Annotated in this window: 8 protein-coding genes; 4 read left to right on the forward strand and 4 right to left on the reverse strand. The window is 57.5% G+C overall.

Going from position 1 to position 13,186, the window contains the following annotated elements:
* Positions 1-57: 57 nt before the first annotated feature.
* From NLK60_RS18845 to NLK60_RS18855, 3 genes are all read right to left on the reverse strand, one after another.
* Entirely contained in the window at positions 58-1,731 is a 1,674-nt protein-coding gene (locus tag NLK60_RS18845; protein WP_254810822.1) for a cyanophycinase, read from the reverse strand.
* A gap of 320 nt (positions 1,732-2,051) precedes the next feature.
* Positions 2,052-3,575, reverse strand: a complete 1,524-nt coding sequence (locus NLK60_RS18850) for a CARDB domain-containing protein (RefSeq protein WP_254810823.1) — start codon at positions 3,573-3,575, stop codon at positions 2,052-2,054.
* Between the two features lie 28 nt (positions 3,576-3,603).
* Positions 3,604-4,950: a cyanophycinase gene (locus NLK60_RS18855; protein WP_254810824.1), complete on the reverse strand. Its 1,347-nt coding sequence runs from the start codon at positions 4,948-4,950 to the stop codon at positions 3,604-3,606.
* A 198-nt stretch (positions 4,951-5,148) separates the two neighbouring features.
* On the opposite strand from NLK60_RS18855, the gene NLK60_RS18860 reads away from it, so the two are divergent.
* The 3 genes from NLK60_RS18860 (at position 5,149) to gdhB (ending at position 10,562) form a co-directional block, all read left to right on the forward strand.
* Positions 5,149-6,168 carry an agmatinase family protein gene (locus tag NLK60_RS18860; RefSeq protein WP_254810825.1) on the forward strand — a complete coding sequence of 340 codons (1,020 nt, stop codon included), beginning with the start codon at positions 5,149-5,151 and terminating at the stop codon, positions 6,166-6,168.
* Positions 6,169-6,367: 199 nt separating this feature from the next.
* Positions 6,368-8,791: a methyl-accepting chemotaxis protein gene (locus tag NLK60_RS18865; protein WP_254810826.1), complete on the forward strand. Its 2,424-nt coding sequence runs from the start codon at positions 6,368-6,370 to the stop codon at positions 8,789-8,791.
* A gap of 475 nt (positions 8,792-9,266) precedes the next feature.
* Positions 9,267-10,562, forward strand: coding sequence for a glutamate dehydrogenase GdhB (gene gdhB / locus NLK60_RS18870; RefSeq protein WP_254810827.1), 1,296 nt, complete (start codon positions 9,267-9,269; stop codon positions 10,560-10,562).
* A 284-nt stretch (positions 10,563-10,846) separates the two neighbouring features.
* Here the strand turns inward: gdhB and NLK60_RS18875 are convergent, their stop codons facing one another.
* Positions 10,847-12,199, reverse strand: coding sequence for a class-III pyridoxal-phosphate-dependent aminotransferase (locus tag NLK60_RS18875; protein WP_254810828.1), 1,353 nt, complete (start codon positions 12,197-12,199; stop codon positions 10,847-10,849).
* A 135-nt stretch (positions 12,200-12,334) separates the two neighbouring features.
* On the opposite strand from NLK60_RS18875, the gene NLK60_RS18880 reads away from it, so the two are divergent.
* On the forward strand, positions 12,335-12,625 hold the full coding sequence (locus NLK60_RS18880) for a MarR family transcriptional regulator (protein ID WP_254810829.1): 291 nt from the start codon (positions 12,335-12,337) through the stop codon (positions 12,623-12,625).
* The last annotated feature ends 561 nt before the right edge of the window (positions 12,626-13,186 follow it).

The raw sequence follows: 13,186 nt of genomic DNA on the forward strand, positions 1-13,186 counted from the left end.
CACCCTATCGTCTTCGTTCCTCGTACAACCGATCTCTCGCGATATCTTTTCTGGACCCTAGTAGGATTTGCTGTCGGTGGTTTCGTTCCCAGCTTCGTCGATAACCGACAGACGAACGGTGTCCGGATCATCTCGAGTTCGGGGCTCGTGCTCGCCGCTCGCACTCGAGCCACTCACCGAGGTCGTTTCGTAATCGAGAACCGTTCCGTTCGCTAGCAACTCAGTCGTCACAGACTCGAGGTTCCCATCATCGTCGCTCACGGCCCAATCAACGGTGGCTCGCGACCAGGGGCCAGACGAACGACGACGCACATCGAACTGGTCGATTGTGGGTTCCGTCGTATCTCCGTTGTCATCGCCATCGTCATCATCGCCGTTATCGTCGTCATCGCCGTTATCGTCGTGATCTCGGTCGTCCGGCCAGACTGCCGCACGAACGTTCGACACCATGTACCGACCGCGGTCGTCCTCGGGATAGCTTCGACCCCACCAACCTCGCGTGTCCTCGTCTTGCCAGAGCTCCATCTCGAGATCACGACCTTGGACGCTTGCCGTCCCGCCAACGGAGGACTCGGTGTTGTCGACGAGTTCTTCGGTCATCAAATCACGGATTTCGTTATCGGCGAAAAGGTCACTTGAGTCGCTGTTACCGCTGTAGTATGGGTCCTCTATGCAGTTCCAATCTTTCTCATCTGCGTGCGTGACTGTCCCGTCGTCGTAATGGAAGACGTCGCCGTGAGTCAGGAAGTGGACGATGATGTCCTCGAGATGAAGGGCGTCGCTTCCAGTATCGACCTCGTACGCTTCCGAGAGGTCGATGATGGTGACACCGTACTCGCCTGAGACACGAGCGGTGTTATCGCTCGGATCGAAAATGAACCCCGTATTCTCTCCGACTCCGTACCCAATCTCGTTGCGTTCGATTCCGGCGTTGGGGTCTTCGTGCCACATGGCCCGCAAGAGGCGACCGAACCGCCCGCGAGCCATGAAGTGCTGGTCACAGAGTCCCTCGTCGAGGAACTCGAACCCGTCGGTGAGGAACACCCGATTGTCATTGTCGTCAAAGTACGTATCCTCGTAACTGACCCCGTCTTTCAACGCTCCGAAACTCTGACCCGCACCGATCATCGGATCGGACATGATCGCCGCGCCTGCACTCGAGCCAGTGATCGCACCACCGTCATCGTACACGTCCTGAATCGCCTGCGCCACTGCAGTCAGACTGCCGTCGTCCTTTTTGAGCGCTTCGGTGATGCGCAACTGATTGCCGCCCGTGAACAGGATCACGTTCGCCTCACGAACGGTGTCCGCCCAGTCTTCGTCGTCTGCGTTTTCGATCCAGGTCGACTCGTCTTCGTCGGTGTTCGGGTCGTCCTCGGTCGCGACCTCGATGATTTCGATTTGCGCTTCGGGTACGCCGTACTCGACGAAATCATCTCGGTAGGCTTCAGCACTCGTCGTTGGCGTCCCGCTCGCCGTCGGCATGATGGCAAGGGATATCGAGTCTTCGCCGCCACCGAGGTCGATAATTTCCTGATGGAGCCGTTCGTTTTCGGGTTCGAAACCGCCACCGATCGGCATCAACACACCATCCCCGTCCACTCGAGCACCGACAGGTGAGACACCGAGTGTCGCGCCGAGCAGTCCGGCACCGGTGACACGGATGAGGTGTCGTCGGCTGATCGTTCGCTGTCGCTTCCGTTTCGACTGCGGATTGTTATGTGATTCCATATCGAGGGAACTACCCTACAAAAAACAGTAATCGGCTATAATTTATAATTTTTGTTTGGTATACAACAAATGTTTCGATCCCAATACGAACCGGGTTGGATTATAAAGAATTATTCCAGACTCCTTGATTGAAGAAGCGTACTTCCAGATGAATGCCCTGGAGAGCGTATAGAAAGCCGGTTTTCGTCCTTGATTATCTATCGTCTTTTTATTGATAGCGCGTCTGGTTACTCTAATTTCACAGAAAAAACATATCTAGATCCGGATTAACTTGTCCCGTTTCTATGGTGCCGACACGTTGGCTGGTTTTTCGAGTACGTTTAATTTCGACTGCGTAATCCCATTGGGACGATACCGAGGGCGATCAGGGCAACGACGATACCGAATCCTGGAATGGTATCATCGGTACTCTCAGTCGGGCCCTGGTCAGTCGTCACGTCATCGGCTTCGTCTCCCGCATCCGAATCGATCGAATCGTCTGTAGCGGAGTCATCATACCCCGGATCTGTTGCATCCTCATCGGAGGGTGGGTCCGCATCCTCGTCGCCTGAGTCATCGCTGTCAACACCATCATCGGTTTCTACAGAGTCGTCATCGCTATCGTCCGCCGTCTCGTCGGCTTCGACCTGGAGTGTACCCGTATGCTGCTCATCGTCGACCAGCACGTGATACGCGTACGTACCGGGTTCGTCAGGTGCCTGTAGCGTGAACGAAACCGATCTGGACTCGCCACCGTCGAGTTCTACCGCTCGCTCCCCGCTCCGATCCTCCTCGAGCACCAGCGCAAGCGTTGCCGTTCCCGATGCTTCGCCGACGTTAGTCACCTCGGCCTCGACCGCTTGTGTTTCACCAGGATCCAGTGTCATTGTAGACGGTGACACGCTCAGTTCGAACGTCGCAGGATCGGGTGACGGACTGGGTACATACGGTGGGTCCTTTTCGTCTTCGTCGTCCTCGTCATCATCGGCTGTTGGTTCGATGACGGTTATCGTCATCGGTCCAGCGGCTGGCATCGTTCCATGCTCGGTCTCGAGTGTACCGTCGATGGTAACCGTCGAGCCAGGCGTCGCTGACTCAGCGACCATCACCTCGTAGGTCAGGTCGACCTCGGTTGCCGTTTCCCAGACTGCGACGACGGCCTGGTTGTCATCTTTCACCGCCTGGATAGTGGGGAGTGGCTCGGCGCTGGTTACTTCGAGATCAGTGACATCCGAGTGTACGGTTTCGAGCAGTGCCACGGAGGAATCTGCCTCGGTAGCCGCAGTAACCGTGATTTTGGTTGATTCTCCGGGTTCGAGTTCTGGTTTCGCTATCGACCGATCGGTTTCGACGACAGTTATCGTCGTGTCGCCGGCCACTGGGACGCTCCCGGCAGCTGTTTCTACGTCACCGGTAATCCCATAGGTAGTACCCGGTTCGACGTCGTCGTCGACGCTGACCGTATAGGTTGCGGTCACGCTATCAGTCTCTTCCCAGACGGCGACGAGCGCTTCGTGATCGTCCTTGATGGCCGCTGTCGTTGTGTCGGGCGTCGCTTCGAGGGCCTCTATGGTGGCAAACCCGGTATCGATCGATTCGATGAGTGCCGGGTCCGTCGTGGAATCTGTCTCGATTGTTACAGTTACTGTCGTCGAATCGCCCGGCTCGAGCGTCTGATCGGCAATGGTTCGCTCAGCGTCGGCCACTTGCGTCGCTTCCGTTGCCAATGTTATCGACGGGGTCTGGGTGTCGGGGTTCGCGGCTGTGCCAGCAATCGCCATCGAGAGGGCAGCAACGGTGAGGACGACGATCGCTGCCAATACGATTGTTCGTTGCCCGTTCAATTGGGCTCGTTGGTGGATCATGACTGAGTGTAGGTTCGGCTGCGAGCCATTAGCTCAGGGGCTCCCCGGTTTGCCAGGCAGAGATCACGTCTCGAAGTGTTTCCGTGTCGATGTGATCGTCGATCAGGGCGAATGTTCCAATTTCAACGTCGAGATGGACGTCGATTGCCGTGTACCGCCAGTCCATCTCCTGTACTTCGTACTCGCCTTCCCACCCCTCGGTACGCTCGTCCTGTGAAAACAGGAGTCGTACTTCGGTTCGTCGTTCGTACTCCCCTGTTGATTCGACGGAGATGGCCGTCCCGCGAACGGTTTCTTGCTCGTTGACCGCGAGTTCCTCGGTGACGAGGTCTTTGACAGCCTGTGGCGAGCCGAACACGTCCCAGGAGTCCTGATTGGTCGTGTAAAACGGATTGTCCGTAACGTCGAATTTGTCTGTATCGTTCGGATCGACCGTTCGACTGTCGTAATCGAACACGTCACCGTCTGAGAGGTGATGAACTCGAACGTCTTCGAGTTCGAGTGCCTCACTGTCGTTTTCTACCGCCTGGGCCTCCGAAAGGTCGATGACCATTACACCGTTTTCTCCGGACACACGTGCTCGTGGTTCGTCAGCCTCGAATATCAGGCCCGTGTTCTCACCAACGCCGTAGCCAAGGTCTTCACCTTCATGCCACAGGGCACGAAGGAGCCGTCCGAATCGACCGCGTTCGTAAAAGTGCTGGTCTGCGATACCGTGACCGAGATAGCCAAGCCCCCGTGTGAGATACACGCGGTTGTCATCGTCGTCGTAGTACGTATCTTCGTAACTGACGCCATCGAGCAGCGACCCTGTGCTCTGACCGGCGCCGATCATCGGGTCGGTCATGATTGCCGCGCCTGCACTCGAGCCGGCGACGGCGCCACCGTTTTCGACGTGTTCACGAATCGCGGTTGCGACGGCGACCTCCTCGCCATCCTCGTCGAAGAACGTCTCCGTGATACGAAGTTGATTCCCGCCGGAGAACCAGACGAGGTCTGCGTTTTCTATTTGCGCGGCGACGTCCGGATCGTCTTCGTTGCCCGCCCATTCGTCCGGGCCTGCAGGTGCCACTTCGATCTCCTCTATCGTGACTGCACCCTCCCCGTACAGCTGTTCGCCGTATTCGAGGAAATCGATGGACATCACTTCGATGCTCCGTTCGGGGTCGCTGTTTGCCGTCGGGACGATCGCAACGGTCGGCTCGTTACCGACGAGTTCGAGCAGCTCGACGTAGAGGGCCTCGTTCTCCGGTTCGAAGCCACCGCCGACCGGAACGACCGGGCCCGGCGGCGGCGTTATTCCGCCGTTCGAATCGTCTTCGCTCGTCGTCTGTGCCCCCTCATCGGCAGTACTCGACGTGGAAAGGCTGGCCATACCGATAGCTCCTGCCCCGGTTGTTTTCACGAAGGTTCGCCTGTCGACGTCTGGTAGCTCATACCGTGTCATGAGTATACAATAGAGGTACATGAAAGGTGAGAAATAAACTCGAGTGGTCTGTGCGGTTGTTGCCGATTTCTTCGACTGGTACGTATAGGGGAAGAATTATTACCACTGGACCGTGCACATACGATGATGTCTGGAAGTCATCTTCCCCCAGCAACCAATGCTGCCCAGTTCCGGGCACAGACGGCTGGTTCGTCCCTCGAACTCCCATATGCGGGACTGAATACATTTCTCAAAGGTGAGTATCGACCTGTCGATGCACTCGAGGAAGCAGACGTCGGTGTTCTCGGCGTGCCGTACGATCACAAAGTGAGCAATCGACCGGGCGCTCGCTACGGACCCGAAGCGATCAGAGAAGCGAGTAGCTGGTGGGGGTATCTGTCGAGTTTCAAAGGCGGACTGACGAACATGTATACCGGCGAAGTCGCCGACTACGACAAACTCACCACCGTCGACTGTGGGGATATCCCGGTGTTTCCCGCCGACGAGGCCACGACCCGTGAAGCGATTGAAGCGCATCTGGCGACCGTCTCCGACCAAGCGTTTCCACTGTTGCTCGGGGGCGACCACTCGTGTACGTACCCGGCGTTTTGCGGATTTGCCCAGGGCGCGGAGCACGATACCGTTGGTCTGGTCCAGATAGACGCACATACTGACACGACAGGGGAGAGTGACCTCTTCGATTCGCACTATCACGGCGCGTGTACCCGACACATCGCAGAATCGACCTACTCCGACTACGAGCACATCAGCCAGGTCGGAATTCGTGGCTACGAACGGCCCGGATTCATGGAATTCGTCGAGGAAACGGGACTGAACCTGTTTACGATGGCTGACGTCCACGAACGGGGTATCGGACCGGTCGTTCGCGACGCCGTCGAGGCCGCCGCTGAAGACACCGACGCAGTGTACGTCACCTTCGACATCGATTCCATCGACCCGTCGGTGGCCCCGGGTACCGGAACGCCGTGCCCCGACGGACTCACGGCTGCCCAGGCACTCGAGACGATGCAAATCCTCGGCGAGTACGACGCCGTCGGCGGCGCCGACTTGATGGAAGTCGCACCCTCGTTCGATCCCACTGGGCGAACCGCGCAGTTTGGCGCGTTCTTGCTGGTAACGCTGCTCGAGCGTCGTTTTACGGTCTAACCACGCTGTTGGATACCGAACCGGGACCAACGCAAATGGCGGTCCGAGTAACGAGGGAACGGTCACATCGGCTGCGAACTGAACCGATCACGGCACGACTTCGGGGCCCGTTTCGTTCCCGCCTCGAGCGCTCCGTCCCCCTATTTTCTTCCTCGAGCCGGGATAAATTATTTAACCATCACGCTCCCAGACAGTGAGCATGGTTGGTACGTTTCGAAAGCTGGTGCCGAAAGCGATTCGGCGTAGCTACGCGCTCAAATTTGGTATCGTACTGTTGGTAATTGGCCTCGCAATCGGGCTCGTCGGTATCGCGGGAACGGCACAAATCGAAAGCGAGGTTACCGAGAACGCGAACGAGGAGGCGGCGACAGGCGCTCAGCAGGAAGCCGAAAAACTCGATGCCTGGATCGAACGCAACGAGTGGACGACGCGGATGATCTCTCAGTCGGCCGTCGTCCAAGACCGCGACAACGAAGCGATAGATCGATATCTACAAAACTGGCACGATGAGCTTCCGGAAGGGACACATCACGTCCATTACGTGGATCTCAATCGGAACGAAGTGACGGCGAGTACGAACGAAGAAACCGTTGGGACCGAACTCGCTGCTCTCAACGTTCCGGAGGGGGGAGACTGGATACGATCTGATCTCGACGCCGACCAGGTACACCTTTCGGACAGCTACATCGACACGACTGGTGAATCCGACGAACCGGTACTGGCGTTCGTGCAACTCGTCGGTGACCAACCCGATCGCGTCATCATCTACACGGCCACCCTCTCTAGTTACGCGAATCAATTCGAGAGCGCAGGGACCGACACACAGCTCACGTTCGCCGTCGACGATAGCGGCCGAGTGGTGATGGATGACGTCGGTTTCGACGAATCGGACGCTTTCCACGCGGCGTACGAACCTGCGTCGACGCTCGAGGCTGCCAACACCGGTGATCGGGGATCGAGTCAACTCGATGCCGACCCATCCGGCGCACTCGCTTTGCCGGGATATTCGTATCCCTCATCGCCATACGTTGTCGGCTACGCACAATCGGAACACACTGACTGGGTAGTGGTAGTGCATACACCGACAGCCGAGGCCTACGGCTTCGTAGAGGCAGTCACCCAGTACGGCCTATATGCGACGGGGTTCGGCGTGTTCGTCATCGCCATCGGTGGTATGGTCCTCGGTCGGAACACGGCAACGGCAATCGATCGACTGACCGCGAAGGCAAAACAGATGGAAGATGGAGATCTCGACGTGGAGTTCGACAGCCCTCGAGTCGACAACATCGGGCAGTTGTACGATGGGTTCGACTCGATGCAATCTCAGCTTCGCACCCAGATTCAGGTTGCCGAAAACGCTCGTGATGAGGCAGAAATCGCACGAGAGCAAACCGAGTCGATGAACCGACACCTCGAGGCAAAAGCAGACGAGTACAGTGAGGTGATGCAAGCGTGTGCTGATGGTGATCTCACGGCTCGAATGGACGTCGACAGCGAGAACGAAGCGATGTGCGCGATTGCAACCGAGTTCAACGCGATGGTGAGCGACCTCGAGTCGACGACGGCGGCGGTCAAGACCTTCGCCGAAGAGGTTGCGACGGCCAGCGAGCAGGTGACGGCCTCGAGCGAAGAGGTTCGCTCGGCGAGCGAGCAAGTCACCGAATCAGTGCAAGAGATATCCGACGGGGCGGACCGCCAGAACGACCGATTGCAGTCGGTTACCGCGGAGATGAGTAGTCTCTCGACGACGACCGAACAGATCGCAGCCTCCTCGAATCAGGTGGCCGATATCGCTGAGCGAACGGCGGATGCAGGAGAACGCGGGCGAGAAGCCGCACAGGTTGCTATCGACGGGATGAACGAAATCGAAGACGAGTCGGCAGACGCCGTCGACGCCATCGAAGCCCTCGAGGCGGAGATGGCACAGATCGACGAGCTCACGGAGTTCATCACCCAGGTCGCAGAACAAACCAATATGCTCGCGCTCAACGCCAATATCGAGGCTTCGAGGTCGGATGCCGATGATGCGGGCTTTTCGGTCGTTGCCAGTGAGGTCAAAGAACTCGCTGCGGAGACCAAAGACGCAGCCGAAGACATCGAGGCGCGACTCGAGCGTATTCACGAGCAGACCGAACACACGGCGTCCGAAGTTCAGCTAACCAGCCAGCGCGTGACCGAGCACACCGATTCGGTTCGCCAGGCTGCAGACGCGCTCGAGGAAATCGCCGGCTATGCGGCGGAGACGAACACCGGCGTGCAGGAAATCTCGGCAGCGAGCCAACAGCAAGCCGCCTCGACGCAGGAGGTCGTCGCGATGGTCGAGGAGGTGGCAACGATTTCTCAAGAAACCACCGCGGAAAGCGAAAACGTTGCGGCGGCCGCCGAAGAACAAACGACTGCCCTGACGGAAGTTTCGGGGAGTGCGAGTGAACTGACGACGCAGGCGAGCGAACTCTCGAGTGCACTCGATCGGTTCGAGACGGATACCGACTTCGAGGGGGAGAGCCAACGTTCGAACGATGAGTTGGCCCCGAAAGCACCCAGTGACGAGTCAGACACGGACGAGGTTTTCGAATTTGCGGAACCAACGAACGGCGATTCGACCGAATCAGACACCGTCTGATAGGGATTATCGTCGGCGTTCATCGGTACCGACGAAGAACCGAGGCACAGCGTCGACAGCCGTCCTTCGAAACCGCCGGCTGGCTACGATAATCCCCATGAGCCGGTGTTGATAACAGGTGACCTGAACCACCCGTCCGCTGCGGGTAGTTCCTACAAGCCTTCACTCGCTTCGCTTACGCTGGGAACGAGTGAGGATGGTTCCAGAAGGTGGTTCGTTCTTGCGGATACGGTTCTCCGTGCCACCATTGCACGGACCACTAGCATCTTACTCCTTGCACGTCCACACTGACGTGATGAGACGATCGAATGTAAAGTCGCGAAAACGGAGCGCCCCCCGATACATGGGTGTGCGAGCATGATGGCTCGAGACGCACGTGAACGATGCCCGCTTTGTGGCGGCTCGGGAAAACCGACGGAGAGCCGCTTTCACTGCACCCAGTGTGACTGGGTCGAACAGTACCCTGCTGATTGAGATGACAACAACCCCACCAGAAACGACGGAATCGACGAATAGCGAATCGAGCAATACTCACTCGCCGGTCGAAATGGCCGTCGATCAACTCGAGCGAGCCGCTGAACTGCTCGACGTCGACCAGGGGATGGTCGAACGGCTCAAACATCCGACGACGGTGTATCGCGTCAGTCTGCCAGTCGAACGGGATGACGGACAGACCGAGGTGTTCACGGGATATCGTGCGCAACACGATGACGTCCGTGGGCCTTACAAGGGCGGTATACGTTACGCACAAGGCGTTACCGAAGACGAGTGCATTGCTCTCTCGATGTGGATGACCTGGAAGTGTGCGGTGATGGATCTGCCGTTTGGTGGTGCCAAAGGCGGCATCGTCGTCGACCCGGACGAATTGACTGAGAAAGAACGCGAACGCCTCACCAGACGCTTTGCCGAATCGTTGCAGGGTGCAATCGGTCCGACGAAAGATATTCCGGCACCCGATATGGGCACGGACGAACAGACGATGGCCTGGTTGATGGACGCCTGCAGCATGCAAGAAGGCGAGACGATTCCTGGCGTCGTCACCGGGAAACCCACCGCAATCGGTGGCTGTCCGGGCCGGGAGGAAGCGCCTGGCCGTGGCGTGGCTATCATCGCTCGAGAGGCAGCGGCATACTACGACATGCCGATGGATGAGCTTTCGGTGGCCGTTCAGGGCTACGGTAGTGTCGGTGCCAATGCCGCTCGCCTCCTCGACTCCTGGGGCGCTACCATCGTAGCCGTCAGCGACGTCAACGGTGCCATCTACGATCCGTCTGGACTCCAGACGATGGACATCCCGACCTACGATGAGCAACCTGGAGCGGTTACAGCGTACGATGGCGGAGAAATCATGCCGAACGCAGAACTGCTCGAGCTCGACGTCGACGTGTTGATTCCGGCCGCCGTCGGGAACGTGCTCACTCGAGAGAACGCCGCTGACGTGTCCGCCTCCCTTATCGTCGAAGGGGCTAACGGGCCGACGACGACCGGAGCGGCCGAAATTTTCGACCAGCGAGATCTCCCCGTGATTCCCGACATCCTCGCCAACGCGGGCGGCGTTACCGTCAGTTACTTCGAATGGCTCCAGCACATCAATCGGCGGTCGTGGCCGCTCGAGCGCGTCCGTGAGACACTCGAAGACGAGATGGTCGAGGCCTGGGAACAGGTCGCTCGCGAGCGTGACGAACGGCAATTGACCTGGCGGGACGCTACCTACGTCGTTGCGCTCTCGAGAGTGGCTGAGGCAAAAGATCTCCGCGGCCTGTGGCCCTGATGTCGCTACTCCATTCGCAGACAAAACGGTTCCTCGGAACTCCCTGACCGGTCCTGATTTTTGCTTGCTCCAACCAGTCGGTACTGTCCGGGTGGCCAATACTCAGTTGCTCTCCAGTCCCGTCTATAGGCGGTGCAGGACGAGAACCCCGACCCTTGAGGTCGGGGTTGTTGACGAGCGAAATTGGTCCAACCGGCGTTCACGCAACGATTCAGCCATCAAAATCACCAGACTCGGACCGAAATTAGTTGTGTAATTTGCTCACGATACGACCCTCGAAAGGGTCAGTCTGCAGTTTGCATCGGGCTTTCGACCCCTCGAGTCGCTTCTTCGAACAGGGAGACTGCGAGGTCGATCTCGCGTGCAGTCACGTCGAGTGGTGGGAGGAAGCGGATCGTCTTGTAACCACAACCGAGCAACAAGAGTCCGCGCTCGAGTGCGGCCTGCACGATCGCTTCACGGCGAGCTTTGGTATCGAATTCGACGGCGACCATCAATCCTCGTCCGCGGACGTCCACGCTCCCAGGCAAGGTGGCGTCCTCGAGGGCTTCGATCAGGTGTCGGCCCCGATCGGTGGCGTTGGAAAGCAGGTTTTCTTTTTCGATGATCTCGAGGGTTAGCGTTCCCTGGAGTGAAGAGAGCAAGTCGCCTGCTCCCCAGGTCGAGGAGAGACGGCCTTCCTGTTCGGGGAAAACGTCCTCGTTGGCCACGGTCGCACCGACACGAAGCCCCTTCGCACAGGTGATCACATCGGGTTCGATGGGCGTGTGGTCGATACCCCAGAGCTCGCCGGTCCGACCGACGCCGGCCTGGATTTCGTCGCTAATAACGTAGATATCGTGTTCGCGTCGAATTCTCTCGATATCTGTGGCGAACGAAGGAGAGGGCGCTCTGAAACCGCCTTCTCCTTGAACTGGCTCGAGGATGATGTACGAGACTTCGTCGGCGGGCAGGTCACCACGCTCTGGATGGAGTCTATCGGCGAGTACGTTACCGCCTGGCCCGTCGGTTTCCCAGCCACAGGTACACTCGTCGGTGCAGGTACAGTACGGAACGCTCACGATACCCGGGATTTCGGGGAAGCCCCGTCGGTGAACGGCTTTCGATCGGTTCAACGAGAGCGCACCGAGCGTTCGACCGTGGAAACCACCGTCGAACGTCACTCCTCGGTGGCCACCGTTGGTGTAACAGATTTTAATCGCATTTTCGACGGCTTCGGCGCCTGTGTTCGACAGAAAGACGGTGTCCATGTCGTAGTGACTCGTCGCATCGGTGAGCCGGTCCATCAACTGCGTGGGACCTGGGAAGTCCGTATCGTCTGCCGTACCGCCACCGCTGGCGTAGAAATCCTGGCCGGCGATTTTGGACGGTTCGGGGAGATCGTAGGCGTCCATTCGCTCCCGAATCGTTGGGTTGTTGTAGCCCAGTGGAGCGGCTGCAACGTGGCTGGTAAAGTCCAACAATACGTTGCCGTCGACGTCGGTACAGAACGGGCCGATGGCGTCTTCGGTGACGTCCCAGACGAACTCGTAGACGTAGGTGCTTGGTGCGGCAAATTCGTGATGGTGTGTAACCCAGCGCTCTGCGCGGTCGGCTGGAATCGTGGATACGTCTGGCGTAACGGAATCGCGGTCCATGAGACGAAAACAGGAATACGGAGGCATAAGCATAGAGGTTCGTGCGGTGACTGCACGAATCGGGTTGTAGAACGAAGGAACGTGACGCGGCCAGGTCCATAGATATATATAATTAGTCGCTCATGGTGAACGTATATGCCCGCCGCAGCGAGCGATAGCGACCAGACACTGGTATGGCCACCGACCGACTCGAACGTTCGAGAACGCCTTCGAGAGCAACCGCCGAGTGCAAAGCTCGTCGCCATCATTCTCGGTCAAAACACTGAAATGACACAGACTGAACTCGTCGAAGAAACGCTATTGCCTCGTCGGACGGTCCACCACGCGCTCGATAAACTCGAGGAGCACTCGCTCGTGCAATCGCGCTCGAGTGTTGTTGATGCTCGCAAACGAATTTATTCACTTCGTTCGGAGTGCGGACCATAACGACAACAGTTCCTACGGACTCGTCACCGCAGTGAGGACGAAACCACAAGCAAGATAGCGACTGTTGAGGCAGTGTTGGGATGGTTCGGCTATATAAAAGCACGAGTTACATTTGGAATGTCCAAATCCTATTTGTTCCGTAAAGATGTGGAATGATGAGATATGCAAATGGGTGTCTCTGGAGGACTACCAGGCAGTTTGTTGGAATTCAATGATGCACACTCGCCTTTTTTCAGTGCTGTTGTATCGGACTCCCACTCGAAACGGTCGTCAGATGTGTATTGTGTCACGCTACGGGTGTACTATACGGTATCCTTCGTTGGTAATACGATTTAGACCTGATTTTTACAATCGTTAGACCTCGTATATTCCTCTTCAATCATAATTATTGCCGGAGAAGGTATTTGAACATAGCAAATGTAAATTTGGTGGTCACCTTGGTGTCGTGTACCCCGATAAAAGAGCCCAGGAATTCGGTAATCCACCGTCTTCGTATCATCGGTACAACTCATTTCCCAATTCTATAGTAGCCAATGAAAGTCATTGCACATCCTTTCGTAA

The organism is Natronosalvus amylolyticus (assembly GCF_024298845.1).
GTDB classification, from domain to species: Archaea; Halobacteriota; Halobacteria; order Halobacteriales; family Natrialbaceae; genus Natronosalvus; species Natronosalvus amylolyticus.

What these genes read in the sequence shown, in the direction of transcription:
- NLK60_RS18845 (WP_254810822.1), bottom strand. Translation starts at nt 1,731, where the DNA reads ATGGAATCACATAACAATCCGCAGTCGAAACGGAAGCGACAGCGAACG.
- NLK60_RS18850 (WP_254810823.1), bottom strand. Translation starts at nt 3,575, where the DNA reads ATGATCCACCAACGAGCCCAATTGAACGGGCAACGAACAATCGTATTG.
- NLK60_RS18855 (WP_254810824.1), bottom strand. Translation starts at nt 4,950, where the DNA reads ATGGCCAGCCTTTCCACGTCGAGTACTGCCGATGAGGGGGCACAGACG.
- NLK60_RS18860 (WP_254810825.1), top strand. Translation starts at nt 5,149, where the DNA reads ATGTCTGGAAGTCATCTTCCCCCAGCAACCAATGCTGCCCAGTTCCGG.
- NLK60_RS18865 (WP_254810826.1), top strand. Translation starts at nt 6,368, where the DNA reads ATGGTTGGTACGTTTCGAAAGCTGGTGCCGAAAGCGATTCGGCGTAGC.
- gdhB (WP_254810827.1), top strand. Translation starts at nt 9,267, where the DNA reads ATGACAACAACCCCACCAGAAACGACGGAATCGACGAATAGCGAATCG.
- NLK60_RS18875 (WP_254810828.1), bottom strand. Translation starts at nt 12,199, where the DNA reads ATGGACCGCGATTCCGTTACGCCAGACGTATCCACGATTCCAGCCGAC.
- NLK60_RS18880 (WP_254810829.1), top strand. Translation starts at nt 12,335, where the DNA reads ATGCCCGCCGCAGCGAGCGATAGCGACCAGACACTGGTATGGCCACCG.